The organism is Arthrobacter sedimenti (genome assembly GCF_042652025.1).
Lineage (GTDB): Bacteria > Actinomycetota > Actinomycetes > Actinomycetales > Micrococcaceae > Arthrobacter > Arthrobacter sedimenti.
In genome coordinates this window covers 107,480-121,746 of record NZ_JBHSDQ010000001.1, presented here as the reverse complement: position 1 = coordinate 121,746, position 14,267 = coordinate 107,480, and the positions used below count along the sequence as shown (strand labels likewise).

11 protein-coding genes are annotated in these 14,267 nt (G+C 68.6%); 6 read left to right on the top strand and 5 right to left on the bottom strand.

Features of this window, described 5'->3' with window-relative positions:
- Positions 1-66: 66 nt before the first annotated feature.
- Positions 67-546, top strand: coding sequence for a DUF4395 domain-containing protein (locus tag ACFO0G_RS00535; RefSeq protein WP_142133459.1), 480 nt, complete (start codon positions 67-69; stop codon positions 544-546).
- Here ACFO0G_RS00535 and ACFO0G_RS00530 read toward each other — a convergent pair.
- Positions 527-1,612: an ADP-ribosylglycohydrolase family protein gene (locus tag ACFO0G_RS00530; protein ID WP_376976049.1), complete on the bottom strand. Its 1,086-nt coding sequence runs from the start codon at positions 1,610-1,612 to the stop codon at positions 527-529. The genes ACFO0G_RS00535 and ACFO0G_RS00530 overlap by 20 nt on opposite strands.
- A gap of 164 nt (positions 1,613-1,776) precedes the next feature.
- On the opposite strand from ACFO0G_RS00530, the gene ACFO0G_RS00525 reads away from it, so the two are divergent.
- The 4 genes from ACFO0G_RS00525 (at position 1,777) to ACFO0G_RS00510 (ending at position 8,567) form a co-directional block, all read left to right on the top strand.
- Positions 1,777-2,799 (top strand): aquaporin, encoded by a 1,023-nt coding sequence (locus ACFO0G_RS00525; RefSeq protein WP_286397724.1) that lies wholly within the window; start codon positions 1,777-1,779, stop codon positions 2,797-2,799.
- A gap of 67 nt (positions 2,800-2,866) precedes the next feature.
- On the top strand, positions 2,867-4,045 hold the full coding sequence (locus tag ACFO0G_RS00520) for an exonuclease SbcCD subunit D (RefSeq protein ID WP_286397722.1): 1,179 nt from the start codon (positions 2,867-2,869) through the stop codon (positions 4,043-4,045).
- Positions 4,042-7,167, top strand: a complete 3,126-nt coding sequence (locus tag ACFO0G_RS00515; RefSeq protein WP_376976048.1) for an AAA family ATPase — start codon at positions 4,042-4,044, stop codon at positions 7,165-7,167. Before ACFO0G_RS00520 ends, ACFO0G_RS00515 begins: the two co-directional genes overlap by 4 nt.
- 83 nt (positions 7,168-7,250) lie before the next feature.
- Entirely contained in the window at positions 7,251-8,567 is a 1,317-nt protein-coding gene (locus ACFO0G_RS00510; RefSeq protein ID WP_376976046.1) for an MFS transporter, read from the top strand.
- A gap of 66 nt (positions 8,568-8,633) precedes the next feature.
- On the opposite strand, the gene ACFO0G_RS00505 is transcribed toward ACFO0G_RS00510, so the two are convergent.
- The gene (locus tag ACFO0G_RS00505) at positions 8,634-9,368 is read right to left on the bottom strand and encodes an IclR family transcriptional regulator (protein WP_286397719.1); all 735 of its coding nucleotides are present in this window, start codon (positions 9,366-9,368) and stop codon (positions 8,634-8,636) included.
- Positions 9,369-9,620: 252 nt separating this feature from the next.
- Between ACFO0G_RS00505 and ACFO0G_RS00500 the strand changes: the two genes are divergently transcribed.
- Entirely contained in the window at positions 9,621-10,955 is a 1,335-nt protein-coding gene (locus ACFO0G_RS00500) for an MFS transporter (protein ID WP_376976044.1), read from the top strand.
- Positions 10,956-11,148: 193 nt separating this feature from the next.
- Here ACFO0G_RS00500 and ACFO0G_RS00495 read toward each other — a convergent pair whose 3' ends face one another.
- The 3 genes from ACFO0G_RS00495 to ACFO0G_RS00485 all read right to left on the bottom strand — a co-directional run bounded on the left by ACFO0G_RS00495 (position 11,149) and on the right by ACFO0G_RS00485 (position 14,199).
- The gene (locus tag ACFO0G_RS00495; protein WP_286397716.1) at positions 11,149-11,796 is read right to left on the bottom strand and encodes a phosphoribosyltransferase; all 648 of its coding nucleotides are present in this window, start codon (positions 11,794-11,796) and stop codon (positions 11,149-11,151) included.
- A gap of 99 nt (positions 11,797-11,895) precedes the next feature.
- On the bottom strand, positions 11,896-12,723 hold the full coding sequence (locus ACFO0G_RS00490; protein ID WP_286397715.1) for an alpha/beta fold hydrolase: 828 nt from the start codon (positions 12,721-12,723) through the stop codon (positions 11,896-11,898).
- Positions 12,724-12,804: 81 nt separating this feature from the next.
- A complete protein-coding gene (locus tag ACFO0G_RS00485) occupies positions 12,805-14,199 on the bottom strand; it encodes an amino acid permease (RefSeq protein ID WP_376976042.1) in 1,395 nt (464 codons plus the stop codon).
- Between the last annotated feature and the right edge of the window lie 68 nt (positions 14,200-14,267).

Sequence of the window (14,267 nt, the reverse complement as noted above, 5' to 3'; positions counted from 1 at the left end):
GGGCGCCCACGGTAATCCGGCGCAACAAAGCTTGGCCGCCTGACGGCAGCCTCCTACTCTTGCGTCATGTCCTCCCTGTTCGCGTTTCCCAATCCCGTCAATGAGTACGCTGCCCGTGTCACCGCCGCGCTCGTGGTGCTGCTCGCCGTCGTCACCGCCGTGGCAGGTTCCGGGTGGGGGCTGCTGGCCATTGCCGTCGGGTTCTGGCTCCGGCTGCTTTTCGGCCCGCGGATTTCGCCCCTGGCGCTGCTCTCGGTGAAGGTCATCACTCCCCGGCTGGGAAAGGTGCGGCTTGTTTCCGGGCCGCCCAAGCGCTTTGCACAGGGGATCGGCGCAGCAGTGTCCACCGCAGCGCTGCTCCTGTTCGCTGCAGGCGCGGCACCGGCGGCCTGGACGCTCCTGGGCGTCCTGGTGGTCGCGGCGTCACTGGAGGCCTTCGCAGGATTCTGCCTGGGCTGCACCATCTTCGGGTTCCTGCAGCGCCGTGGACTGATCCCGGAGGACGTCTGCGAGGCCTGCAACAACATCAGCCTTCGCCGGTCGTAACCTTCACCAGCTGATCTGCCATGCCCCGGATGACCTCCGGAGCTTCGAGGACCTCAACCCATTCCGCGGGCAGGCAGTCCTCCCCGTACAGGGCGCCCAGGATGTTTCCCGCCAGCGAGCCTGGCGTATCGCTGCCGCCGCTGTGGTTCACGGCCACCGCCAAGGCGTCCCGGAAATGCTTGTCCGGCTGCGCGTCCGCAGCGCCGGCCGGAACCGTGGCAAGCACGGCGTAAAGCGCGACGGCGAGGGCCTCCTCCGCCAGCCATCCTTCGCCCAGTGCCTGCACCAGTTCCTCCGGGGCAACAGTCGGCGTCTCCGCGAGGCGGATGGCGGCCTGCAGCCGCTCCGGCAGTTCCGGCGCGGCCTCCGGAAGGGTGCCGGCGTGGGCAGCGACTGCGGCCGCAGCGTCCCGCAGCGCCTCCCCGGACACCAGCCGATGGATCAGAAGGCTGAAGATTCCGGCACTTTGGTGGGCCGCGGGATGCCCGTGCGTCAGGGCGGCGGCGTCGGCACTCAGCTTGTAGACGGCGTCGGGCGTGATATGTGGAATCAGCCCAAACGGGGCTGACCGCATCACCGTACCGGGGCCTTTTGCGCCGGGGTTGACGGGGCGGATACTGGTTCCCATTTCGCCGGTGGCCAGCCCGCTGATGCAGTCCTTGTCCGGGTGCCGCCGCTGCCGGAGCACCTCGTTGCCGTCGATCCAACGGGGCTGGGGTACCGGTGCGGACGGCCCGGCGTCCTCGCCCTGGGTGGCCAGCCAGCGCAGGTAGGCCAGCCAAAGGCAGGCGTTTACGTCCGCGCCCACTCCCTCGTTGGCCCATTCCAGTGCCTCCACCAGGCCGTCAACGGTATACAGGGTCAGTTGGGTGTCATCGGAAAAGTGGCGGGGGCCGGACAGGTCCCCAAGCCCGGTCAGGCCCTGGGCACCGAAGCGTTCCCGGATTTCGGCGATCGAATCAGACTCCACCGCGTAGCCCAGCGCATCTCCCAGCGCTCCGCCCAACAGGCAGCCGTGGATCCGGGACTTGAGGGTGGGCGCGGGAATGCCGGGGTCAGTGCTCATGCTGTCAATGTACCGTCCTCCGCACGGGCGCCGGTCAACCCCTGGCTCTGGCGCACCGTCAACAGCTGATGTCCAGCAAACGCACAGCCTTGGCTGGAATACTGCTCGGGTTGCCGTGGCCAGTCCGCCAGCAACCACCTGACTCCCACACGTAAGGTTTCCCCATGAGCACCCCCGTCCCAGCCCGCGACGCACTGCAGCCCGGCGGTACTGACACCGCCCCCGGCGGCCTGCTGCCCCGCCTGGTGGCCGAGGCCTTCGGCAGCCTCTTCCTGGCCGTGGCCGGGCTGGGTGTGCCCCTGTTCAGCATTCCGCAGTCCAGCCCTGTGCCCGCCGCGCTTGCTGCCGGGCTGGCCACCACCGCCGCGATGCTCGCCTTCGGACATGTCTCCGGCGGCCACTTCAACCCCGCCATCACCCTGGGACACCTTCTCGCCGGGCGGATCCGTGCCGGTGCTGCCGCAGCCTACGCCGCCGCGCAGGTGGTGGGCGCCCTGGTGGGTGCCCTCGCCCTGTTCGGCATCCTCCGGACCCTGCCCAGCATTCCGGACAGCCGCACGGCCTTCGACACCGTGGCAGCAGGTTTTGCTGACCACTCCATCATCCAGGCGCCCCTCGCCGCCGTCGTGCTCCTGGAACTGCTCGGCGCCGCGATCATCGTGGCAGTCTTCCTCGGCGCAGCCGGCCGCGGCGGCAACCGCACCGTGGCTGCCGTTGCCGTGGGACTGTCCTTCGCGGCCCTTCTCCAGGTGGGCCAGTCAGTGGGAAACCTGCCCTTCAACCCCGCCCGCGCCTTGGCCTCCGCCGTCTTCAGCTCCGGCTGGGCCTTGGGGCAGCTGTGGGTCTTCCTGGTGGCGCCGCTGGCAGGGGCCGCCATCGCCGGCCTGGCATTCCGCATCACCGCGGGCGCTGAGCCTGCTGCAGGCGCGGCGCCCGCAGCTTCCGAGGACGACGAGGCTGGTGGGAACCGGCGGGGCCCGGACGCCCCGGAGGCGGGCGACGGCGACGCCGACGGCCTTGATGCGGACGGTGCCGGCGCGGACAGCCTGGACGGGGCCAACCTGGGCAATGACGACGACGGCGCCGCGGCCCCCAGGGCCGGTGCCGGTACGCCAGCCACGGCTGGGCGGCGGGAGAAGTCCCGTGTCAGCGAGGCCCAGGAGTTCTTCGACGGCAAACGGTCCTGACACTCCACCGATACTCTGCACCGCGGCGTTTTTCTGAAGTGTCAGTGGCTGCCGATAGCTTAGGAATATGCGGTTACTTCACACCTCGGACTGGCATCTTGGCCGTTCGTTCCACGGCGTCGGCATGCTGGACGCCCAGCGCGCCTTTGTCGACCAGTTGGTGGCAGCGGTCCAGCGGGACGGCGTTGACGTCGTCCTGATTGCCGGGGACGTCTACGACCGCGCACTGCCGGGCGTGGACGTGGTCCACCTGCTTGACGACGCCCTGGTCCGGCTCACTGCCGCGGGGGCCAAAGTGGTCCTCACCAGCGGCAACCACGACTCCGCCATCCGGCTCGGCTTCGCCTCCCGGCTGCTGGAGCGCGGGGGAGTACACCTGCGCACCAGGGTGGAAGACCTGGCCCAGCCTCTCCTGCTTCCGATGGGAAGGGATGCGGCCGGTGGGGAAGCCGTGCTGGCGCTTTACGGCATCCCGTGGCTTGAGCCCCGGCTCGTCAGTGAGCAGCTCGGGGTGGCAACGGCGAGCCATTTCGAGGTCACCCGCGCAGCAACCGGCCTGATCCGGGAGGACATCGCACGCAGGTCGGAGTCCGCCACCGTCCATTCGGTGGTCCTGGCCCACACGTTCGCCAGCGGGGGCATCAGTTCGGACAGCGAGCGGGACCTCAGCATCGGTGGGGTCGGCGCGGTGCCGCTGGACCTGTTTGACGGCTTCACCTACACGGCGCTGGGCCACCTGCACGGCCGGCAGCAGCTCTCGGAAGGCGTCAGGTATTCAGGCTCGCCGCTGGCCTATTCCTTCTCGGAGTCAACGCACCAGAAAGGGGCCTGGCTCGTGGACATCGGTCCGGAGGGCCTCACCTCGGTGTCAGCGGTCCAATGGGAAGCCCCACGTGCCCTGGCCGTACTGCGGGGAGAGCTGGAGGACCTCCTGGCGGAACCCGCCCACACCTGGGCCGAAGCCGCCTATTGCCAAATCACCCTCACGGACGCCCAGCGTCCCGCCCGTGCCATGGAACGGCTCCGCACCCGGTTTCCGGACACCCTGGTCCTGGCATTCGATCCCCAGGGCGCGTCAGCCGCTGCGCAGGCGAGCTACAGCAGCAGGCTTGCCGGTGCACCGGACGACCTGGCTGTCTGCTGTGGCTTCCTGGAACACGTGAGGGGTCGGAGCGCGGACCAGGCGGAAAAGGCCGCGCTCGCCGCTGCGCTGGAAAACATCAGGCTGCTGGAGGCATCGCGGTGAGGATCCACCATTTGCGCATCTCGGGGTTCGGCCCTTTCGCAGGCACCGAGGACATCGACTTTGACCGGCTCAGCGCCCACGGTCTCTTCCTGCTGAACGGGCCCACAGGTGCGGGAAAGACCAGTGTGCTGGACGCCATCTGCTTTGCCCTCTACGGGTCTGTCCCGGGAGCCCGGCAGGACGGCAAGCGGCTGCGCAGCGATCACGCGGAGCCCGGGCAGGAACCTGCCGTCACCTGTGAGTTTTCCGCGCAGGGCCGCCGCTTCGAGGTGACACGCTCCCCGGCCTGGGAGAAGCCCAGTGCCAGGGGTAAGAACGGCTTCACAGTTCAACAGGCCAAAACACTGCTCCGGGAGCGGGTGGACGGGGCCTGGGTGGAAAAGTCGGCCCGCAATGATGAAGCCGGTGCCGAAATCATGGCGCTGCTGGGCATGGACCGCGAACAGTTCACCCGCGTGGTGATGCTGCCCCAGGGTGACTTCGCTGCCTTCCTCCGCTCCAAGGCTTCGGACCGCCTGGACCTGCTGCAGAAGCTTTTCGGCACCCAGCGGTTTGAGGCCCTGGAACAGGAACTGTCCCGGCAGTCCGCTGCAGCCCGGGAGGACGTGGCGGTCCTGTCCGGGCAACTCGGACTCCTGGCCTCGCGGGCCGAAACTGAAGCCGCTCCGCTGCAGCTCCCGGAGGAAGGCGCCCCGGCCGCCGCCGACGTCCCCCGCCGCCTCGCATGGCTGCAGGATTCCGCCGCGCTGCGCCTCGCCGAACTCAGGGACCGCGCCGCTGCCGCCGAGGCCGCCAGCCAGGACCGCCGCAACGAGGCGGAACAGGAGGCCGCGCGGGATGGGAGGAACCGGAAACTCCAGGCCGCCATCGAGCGGCAGCAGGCCGTGGAAGAAGGGGCCCAACGGCTGGAGGAGCTTCTGTCCCGGCTCGGGCGCCACCGCCAGGCCGAAGTCCTCCAGGGACAGCTGCAAGCCGTGGACGCCGCATCGGCCAAGGTGCGCAGTGCCGCGGCCGCGGCCGAATCCGCCATGACGCTGCTCCGGCTGGCCGCCGGCGATGGCGGGGAACTGGCACAGCTCAGCCTGGAACCGGCGGCGGAAGCTGCCGGTGCGGGATTGGAGTCCGTAACTTCCGCCGGAACCGCCGCAGCCGGTGAACATGGCGCTGCCGCCAAGGGCAGCGTGCCAGGGGCCGCGGAAGAACTGGGCCGGCTGCGGTCGCTGTTGGCGGTAGTCGAGGCACGGCTGCCGGACGAGGACAGGCTCCGGGACCTCCGAATGCGGCACGGGGTTCTGTCCGGGAAGCAGGAGGAACTCCAGCAGGACATGGAGACGCTGGGCAACACCGTCTCGCAGCTGCTGGTGGAACGCGAACAGCTGGTGGACGGCATGGACCGGCTGGAAACCCGGTCCACCGACGCCGCGCTGCGCCGCAAGGAAGCTGCCGCCGCCGCGGAACTGCTGGATGTGGTCCGGCGCCACGGTTCCGCCGTCAAAGCCCTGGGCCTCGTCAAAGCCCGCCACTCAGACTCGCGGGAAAACCTGTTGGAGGCCAAGCGCCGCTGGCTGGACGTGCGGGAGGAACGCCTGGCCAATGCCGCATCCGAACTGGCCGCGAAGCTGGTTGACGGAGAACCCTGTGCCGTATGCGGCAGCGGGCACCATCCCAGTCCCGCAGATGCAGGCAGCGGAGGGCCGGGCCTGGCCCAGGAAGAGGAACAAGCCCACGGCATTTTCGAGGCCACAGAGGCAGCGCACGCCGCGGTTACGGCTGAACTTGCCAAGGCTGAGCAGGCGGTGGCTGTTCTCGCCGGACAAGGCGGGAACACCCCTGCGGCAGAAGCGCGCGCTGCAGCGGATGCTGCCCTCGCCGCCGCAAACGATGCCGAGCAGGCAATGGAGGAACTCCGGAGCAGGCGGCAGCGGCTCGAAGCGTTGGATGCTGGCCTCGGGCAGGCCCGGTCCGGCGTGGCAGAAGCGGAGGCGGACCGGTCCCGGGTTGCCGCTTCCCTTGCCGAGCTGGCTGAACAGGCTGGTTCCCTGGACAAAGGTTTGGCAGGCCTGCGCGGCGGCCACCGGAGCCTGGACCGCCGCCTGCGGGCACTTGAGGAAGCCGTGGCGGTCCTGGGTAAAGCGGTCGAAGCCCAGTCACGCCTGGATGCTGCATTGCTGCAGGCCGGCGAAGCGCAGGAACACCTTGAACGTGCCCTGCCGGAAGCTGGCTTCGCCACTGTCGCCGACGTCCGCGGCCAGCTCCTTGGAGCCTCTGAGGCCGCGGCCCTGGACGCCGCAATCCGTGCTGCCCAGGACGAGGCCGCCCGGGTGGCCGGATTGTTCGAGTCCGAGGACATCGTGCTGGCACTGGCTGAGGCCGCGGAGGGCTTCCAAGTGGACGAGGAACGGCTGACAGGACTGCGCGCCGGAGCGGCGGCTGCCCAGAACGAAGCCCGGGAGGCCGATTTGGCTGCTGGCCTGGCCGCCCGCTGCGTGGCCTCGCTGACGTCGATTGCTGCCGAATACGGGGCGCTGGCCTGCTCGTCACGGCAGCCTGCGGAGAAGGCACAAATGCTCACGGGATTGGCTGATGCCGCGTCCGGCCGGGGCGAGAACACCTACCGGATGAGCCTCAACAGCTACGTGCTGGCCGCCCGGCTGGAACAGGTGGCCCTCGCCGCGTCCGAACGGCTGGTGGCTATGAGCGATGGCCGTTACCTGCTCCAGCACACGGACGCCAAAGCCGCCCGGGGTGCGAAGTCAGGGCTGGGACTCGAAGTGGTGGACCAGTGGACCGGCTACCACCGGGACACGTCCACCCTGTCCGGCGGCGAATCCTTCATGGCGTCGCTCTCCCTGGCCCTGGGCCTGGCGGACGTTGTCCAGCAGGAGGCCGGAGGAGTCGAGATCGAGACCCTGTTCGTGGATGAGGGTTTTGGAAGCCTGGACGAACAGTCGCTGGAACAGGTGATGGATGCCCTTGAGGGGCTCCGCGACGGCGGCAGGGTAGTGGGGCTTGTCAGCCATGTGGCCGAGATGAAACAGCGGATCGGCACGCAGCTGCAGGTACACAAGAGCCGGAACGGTTCCACGCTGCGGATCTCCGAAAGCCTGGACGCGCTCGTCTGACCGTGGCCGATATACTGTTACGCGTTACCGGGTTGCGCGCATCGGGAGGAGGGACGATGCGCACTTACTGAGCGAGCCCGGAATTGACTCCACAAATTTCTCCTTCAAGCACCAGCGACACCCCCGCCCGCGTCTCCGCCTCGAACCCGGTGCCAGGGCCGGCGCCCGGACGCTTTTCGCGCCTCCCGCAGCTCGCAGGCCGGAGCTTCATCCCCCTGGGGCTCTTCGCGAGACTTCCGCTGGCCATGCTGACCATGGGCACGCTTACCCTGGTCACTTCCGTCAGCGGGTCCTTTGCCGCCGGCGGAACAGCCGCCGGCGCGGTGGGCATCGGCTCGGCCCTTGGCGCCCCGCTGCTGGGATCCCTGGCGGATTGGAGCGGACAGCGGCCAATCCTGCTGCTCTCCGCCGTGCTCAATACCCTGGCCGTACTGGCCCTGGTGCTCACCGCCAACGCCACTGCTGCAGCCGGGGATTTCCCGCTTGCTGTCCTGGCGGTTGCCTTCGCAGCCGGCGCCACCAGCCCGCAGGTGGGACCCCTGGCGCGCGTACGGTGGATGTCCCTGACGGGCAACGCGGATGGTACGGCTCCGCCCTCCGATCCTGCCCGCGACCTGGATACGGCACTCTCCTACGAGAGCACCGCGGATGAGGTGACCTTCGTCCTGGGGCCGGCCCTGGTGGGAATCCTGGCCAGCCTTGTTGCACCGTGGCTGCCGCTGGCACTGGCCGCGGCCCTGACCATCACGCTGGTGCCCGGCTTCGCCGTCCATCCCACCCACCGGGCGGTTCCGGCCGCCCGTCGTTCCCCGGGCAGGAGTCGCCGTGCGGGCGGCCCTGCAAAGCTGCCGTGGGTGGTGGCCCTGCCGGTCTTTGCCATGGGCTGCATGGGGACATTCTTCGGCTCCACCCAGGCTGCCCTGAGCGCATTCGCCGCCGGGCTCGCCGGCACCGAAATAGCGGGGCTGCTGTACGCCGTCATGGGCCTCAGCTCGGCTGCCGCGGCCCTCTCAGTTGCCTATTGGCCCCGCCGCGCGGGCCTGCCGCTGCGCTGGGTGTTGTGTGCTGTCCTGATGGCAGCACTGGCCGTCCTGCTGCTGGTGCCGTCGTCGCTGCCCACGATGGCGGCGGTCCTGCTGCTCCTCGGGCTGCCGGTGGGCCCGGTGATGGTCACCGTCTTCGCCGTGGGCGGGAGGGTGGCACCCGCCGGCAGGCTGGGCACGGTCATGACTGCGCTCGCCAGCGGGATTGTCGCCGGAACGGCCCTCGGGTCCTCTGTTGGGGGACAGCTGGCGCAGCTGTACGGGCCCGGCGCCGCGTTCCTTGTCCCGGTCGGTGCTGCGGTGACGCTTGCGCTGCTTGGCGGGGGAGCCGCCGTCGTGCTCCGCCGAAAGGACTGACAGCGCAGCCTGCACGGCGCACCCTGGACCGCCTGTCCGGCCGCTGTTTTGCCGTGGCGTGTACTGCTAGGCGAGCTGGCTCTCGATCCGTGCCGCGCTCTGGGCGATGGCGGCCCCCACGGCTTCCGGGTCTTGGGCGGAACGGATGTAGACGACCGCGAGGGCTGCCGGACGTCCGCCAGGCACCCGGACCGGGGCTGCCAGCGAGGAGACCCCGGCGATGACCTCGTCATGGCTGGCTGAGTAGCCCCTCCTCCGGGCTTCCAACGCCTCCGGCCGGTAGGGGATACCGGTGTCCAGCCGGTCCCACTCCGGTTCGGTGAGGGCCGACTGGATGGCAATACCCGGCGCCCCCGCATTGATGGGGTGGCGCGTGCCGGGACGCTGGGCCACGCTGGCTCCCGAATGCCTCGGTTCGACAGTAACGAGCGTGATGCAGTCGTGGTGGTCCCAGACCGCCACGAAAGCCGTCATGTCCAGCGAGTTTGCCAGCTGGGTGAGCTCCGGGAGGGCGGCGCTCTGAAGGTTGCGGGATACGCCGCGCGCCAGGACCGCCAGGCCAGGCCCGGGCTGGACCCGTCCGGCGTCGTCCCGCACCAGGAGGGAATGGTCTTCCAAGGTGCGCAGGATCCGGTACGCCACCGAACGGTGGACACCCATGGCCTCGGCCAGTTCGGCGATGGTCAGCGGGCCGGGTGCGGCCGCAAGGATCTCGAGCGCACGGATGCCGCGCGACAGGGTCTGGGAAGGCGAAGCCTGCGGCGCAGCTCCGGCTTGGGCTGCCGCTGCTGGAGGAGTCATGTTGTCCATCCTAGGTTGCAGGCCGCCCCATCCGTGACCCTTGTCTCGCTCCCCGGGAGGCGGTATTGTCCTCAATACGAACTTGCAGTTCAAATATAGAACATGTCTTCCGCGGCTGCTTGGCCGCTAAAAATCCCCAAAGTCCGTGTTCCGCATCACGTTTTCGTAGTACCCTACTAACTAACTGACCGTTCTGTCGGTAATTCTGAAGGCGTCCGGGTGGCTTGCTGCCCAATAAACAATGGAGTTTCAATGACCACACCTTCCAAGGTGGACACCCTCGCTGGTCCCAGCAGTCGGCGCGAGGAGCGCAAGGTCCTCGCCGGCACCCTGGTCGGCACCACAATCGAGTGGTACGACTTCTTCATCTTTGCCCAGCTGACCGCAACGCTGCTGTCACCGCTGTTCCTCGCACCCTTGAACGAATCCAACCCCGGCCTGGCCCAGATTCTCTCCTTTGCCCTCATCGGCATCAGCTTCCTGTTCCGTCCGCTCGGCGCCGTCATCGCCGGTCACCTGGGCGACCGCCTGGGCCGGAAGGCCATGCTGGTCTTCACCCTGGTGATGATGGGCGCGGCCACCGCCCTGATCGGCATGCTGCCCACTTACGCGCAGATCGGCGCCTGGGCTCCCGTGCTGCTGATCCTGCTGAGGGTCATCCAGGGCTTCTCCGCCGGCGGCGAGTGGGGCGGTGCCGCCCTCATGGCCGTCGAGCACGCGCCGGTCAACCGCCGCGGACTGTTCGGCGCCTACCCGCAGATCGGCGTGCCCGTGGGCATGATCCTGGCCACCGGCCTGCTGTTCTTCCTCAACACCAGCATGTCCAAGGAAGACTTCGCTGCCTGGGGCTGGCGCGTGCCGTTCCTGCTCTCCATCGTCCTGATCGTGGTGGGCTACCTGATCCGCCGGGCCGTCGCCGAAAGCCCGGTCTTCCAGGAGATGGCGCTGCGCAAGAAGGAGAGCAAGGCGCCCCTGGGCGAACTGATCCGGAACCACAAGCTGCCGGTGCTGTACTCCACCCTGATCTTCATCGGCAACAACGCAGCCGGTTATCTGCTGATTGCGTTCTTCATCTCCTACGCCACCAAGACGCTGAAGATGCCCACGCCGCAGATTCTCCTGGCCACCACTCTGGCCTCCTTCGGCTGGCTGATCTTCACCCTGGTGGGCGGCTGGCTCTCCGACCGCATTGGCCGCGTCAAGACGTTCCTGATCGGCTACGCCATCGTCTTCGCATGGATGATCCCCATGTTTGCCCTGATCGACACCAAGGACATCATGCTCTACGGCGTCGCCCTTTTCGTCCTGACCATTGGCCTGGGCCTGTCCTACGGACCCATGTCCGCCATGTACGCCGAGATGTTCCCCGCAAACGTCCGCTACTCAGGCATCTCCATCGGGTACGCCTTCGGCGCCATCCTGGGCGGAGCCTTTGCAGCCACCATCGCGGAATCGCTGCTGCAGTCCACTAAGTGGACAGGCTCAATCGGCATCTACATCATGGTCCTCTGCGTCATCTCCGCCGTCGGCGTGGTGCTGGCCAAAGAAACCAAGGGCCGTCCGCTGGGCGTCAGCAGCCACCACTAGTCCCCACCGTCCCCCTAACCTCGCTTCGCTTCGGCCAGGGAACCCGGACGGCGTGGGCCCAGCCACCGTCACCCTAGCCTTGCTTCGCTTCGGCCAGGGAACCCGGACGGCGTGGGCCCGCCCACCCGCCGCCAAGCGCGCAAACAGCAGGCCCGGACCGCTTGGTCCGGGCCTGCTGTTTGTCCAGGTGTTGCTACTGTGCCAGCAGCCTGACTGCGTCGTCGTCGCTCAGTTGCGGAAAGCGCCGGTAGTGGCTCCCCACGGCCCGGAACTTGCCGGGCAGGTGCAGGCAGACCACCGCGTCGCATACCCGCTCCAGTAACGCCTGGGCATCAACCGAACCCACGGGGGCGGCGGCAATCACCGCAGCAGCGCCACCTTCCCGCACGGCCTCGACGGCGGCGCGCATCGTGGCGCCGGTGGCCAGGCCGTCATCCACCAGGAGTACGGTCTTGTCCGCTACGTCCATACCGGCCCCCGGGTAAAGCCCCGCCCGGCGGAGCAGTTCGGCCCGTTCGCGGTCTTCCACGGCGTTCAGCGATTCCCGGGAAACCCCATGTTCCAGGACCCGCTCCAGCAGCGGTTTATTGATCAGCCGGACCGTGCGGCCCCGGGCCAGGGCCAGGGCGCCGTACGCGGTTTCCTCGTGCCCGGGGATCCCCAGCTTGCGCACCAGGACGGTGCCCAGGGGCAGGCCCAGCGCCGTTGCCGCAGCCGCCGCGACCGCGATGCCCCCGCGGGCCAGGCCCAGGACCACGGTGTCCGGGCGCTCCCGGAACTGGGCCAGGGCAGCGGCAAGGCGTTGTCCGCCCTCCGTGCGGTCCTCGAAACGCGTCCCCATGTTTCCTTCCCGGCGCTCTGTCGCTGACCGCCGCGGCCCGTCGTCAGCAAACGTTCAAGGGCTGCTGTCTGGTTTCCGGCGGCAGCAGACTGGTATCGCTCAGACGGCCAGGAACGAAATGGCGGCCTGCTTGAAGGCCCTGCTGGTGATGGCGTTGGTGTGGTTCCGGCCCGGAAGGATCACCTGTTCGGCCATGGACCCCGCGCTGCCGGCGAGTTCGGCAAGCTTGGGCAACGTCGCCGCCCGTTCGTCCTTGTCTCCAGCCACCAGCAGCATGGGAACGTGGGGGACCGCTTCGGCCGGGTCATAGGGCTCCGCCTTGATGGCCTCCACGAGCGACAGGAGCGCGAAGATGTTGTTGCTGGGCAGCAGCAGCGCCATCTTGAGCAGCTGGGCGGTGGACTCGTCCTTGATCGGCGTGCCGTCTGCCAGATAGTCCTGGGCGGCTACGAGGTCGAAGGCCGCCAGGGGGTCGGAGTCGTTGGGGCCGCCAAGCACCAGCCGGTGCACCAGCTCGGGCTGGGTTGCCGCAAACTCCCAGGCGAGCCGGGAGCCCAGGGAATAGCCCACCACGTCCAGCCCGCTGGAAGGATCGCCGTCCTGCAAGGGCCGGGCGCCGGCGTCGAACGCTGCCTGCAGCAGGTCCGCACGGATACGGCTGGGGGAGTAGGAGTCCATGTCCTCGGGCGCACCACTGCGGCCGTGACCGGGCAGGTCCACCGTGATCACCCGTCGGCCGGCGTCGAGCAGGGCCGAGACCCAGCCTGTGTCCTCCCAGTTGAGCTTGGATGAGGAGGAGAAGCCATGCAGCAGCAAGACGGGCCGAAGCCCTGCGTCGGCCGCGGGTTCGTGGACCGCCACATACATCTGCGGGTCGGTGCCCTCAACGGTGTGCGCCTGCTGCTGGCCGCTGTGCCTGCCGCTCATGGTGTCAGTTCCCCAATCAGGTACGGCGCCTGGGCGGGCCCGGCGCGTCGGTGCGACTTCCTTGGAAAGGTACGCACCACTCTACCGGTTGGTGGGCTGCCTCCCGCCGGTCAGCCGGGCGCCAACGGCGCACGCCAGTGCGATGCCGGCGATCAGGGCGAAAGTGCTGAAGAGCTGCACGCGGCTGGCGTCGGCGCTGAACCCGACGGCGAAGATGAGTCCCAGCAGCACCAGGCCCAGGATGGTCAGGCCGGGAAAGCCCTTCATCCGCAGGGGCAGCGGGGTGCCGTCGCGGTCTGCCCGCCGTCGGAGGATCAGCTGGGAGATCAGGGCGCTGCCCCAGACCACCAGGCACGTCGATCCCACCAGCTGGAACAGCGCAGGCAGGATACGGTCCGGGAACAGGAGTTCCAGGACAGTGGCCACGAAGCCGAAGGCCACGGACACGGCCACCGCGGGCAGCGGCACGCCTGCGCGGTTGAGGCGGGTCAGGACACGGGGAGCCTCGCCCCGCTGGGCCAGCGAGTAAACCATGCGGGAGGCGCCGTAAAGATTGGCATTGAGGGCGGAGAGAAGCGCGACGACGGCCACCAGGGTGATGGCGGTGGACGCACCAGGGATCCGGGCCGCGTCCAGGACGCCGGCAAAGGGGGAGGCAAGGCTCTTGGAGGTGGCGGGAAGGACGGCGGCGATGACGAAGACGGAGCCGATGTAGAACACGAGGATCCGCCACACCACCGTGCGGATGGCCTTGCCCACACTGCGCTCCGGGTCCTCGGTTTCGGCTGCCGCCACCGACACAATCTCCGTTCCGCCAAACGCGAAGATCACCACGAACAGGGCAGCAGCAACGCCGCCCAGACCCTGCGGCGCAAAGTTCCCGGTGAGATTCTGCGCGCCGGGAGACTCGACGCCGGGGAGCATGCCCAGGAGCAGCGCTGCACCAACTCCGAGGAATAGGACGATCACGGCTACTTTGAGGATGGCGAACCAGAACTCGAACTCGCCAAAGTTGCGGACCCCGGCCAGGTTGATGGCGGTGAAGACCACCATGAACAGCAGCGCCAGGGCCCAGACCGGGACTACTGGCCACACGGAGAACAGCAGCCCGGCCGCGCCCAGGGCCTCGGCCGCGATCACCACCACCAGCTGCAGCCACCACAGCCAGCCGATGGTGGCGCCTGCCGTGCGGCCCAGCGCGCGCTGCGCATACACGGAGAAGGCCCCGCTGTTCGGGTGTGCTGCCGCCATCTCACCAAGGGCCCACATGACCAGGATGATCAGCGTTCCGGCCACCAGGTAGGAGATGAGTACTGACGGCCCTGCCGCCTGGACTCCGGCACCGGACCCCAGGAACAGCCCCGCTCCTATGGCGCTGCCCAGCCCCATCATGGTCAGCTGGCGGGGCTTCATGCTGTGGACGGCGGCGGCCTTTGGTGTGGTGGTTGATGGCGTATGGGCAGACTTCATCGTCATGGGCAGGTGCACCTTCTGGGGCTGGATGGGTCCGGGGTAAGAGGCCCGGGGGTCCTTTTGGGACCTAT

Bases quoted from the DNA above. Each gene is read 5' to 3' on its own strand.
- ACFO0G_RS00485 (WP_376976042.1), bottom strand. From the start codon at position 14,199: ATGACGATGAAGTCTGCCCATACGCCATCAACCACCACACCAAAGGCC.
- ACFO0G_RS00495 (WP_286397716.1), bottom strand. From the start codon at position 11,796: ATGGGGACGCGTTTCGAGGACCGCACGGAGGGCGGACAACGCCTTGCC.
- ACFO0G_RS00535 (WP_142133459.1), top strand. From the start codon at position 67: ATGTCCTCCCTGTTCGCGTTTCCCAATCCCGTCAATGAGTACGCTGCC.
- ACFO0G_RS00505 (WP_286397719.1), bottom strand. From the start codon at position 9,368: ATGACTCCTCCAGCAGCGGCAGCCCAAGCCGGAGCTGCGCCGCAGGCT.
- ACFO0G_RS00530 (WP_376976049.1), bottom strand. From the start codon at position 1,612: ATGAGCACTGACCCCGGCATTCCCGCGCCCACCCTCAAGTCCCGGATC.
- ACFO0G_RS00525 (WP_286397724.1), top strand. From the start codon at position 1,777: ATGAGCACCCCCGTCCCAGCCCGCGACGCACTGCAGCCCGGCGGTACT.
- ACFO0G_RS00500 (WP_376976044.1), top strand. From the start codon at position 9,621: ATGACCACACCTTCCAAGGTGGACACCCTCGCTGGTCCCAGCAGTCGG.
- ACFO0G_RS00520 (WP_286397722.1), top strand. From the start codon at position 2,867: ATGCGGTTACTTCACACCTCGGACTGGCATCTTGGCCGTTCGTTCCAC.
- ACFO0G_RS00490 (WP_286397715.1), bottom strand. From the start codon at position 12,723: ATGAGCGGCAGGCACAGCGGCCAGCAGCAGGCGCACACCGTTGAGGGC.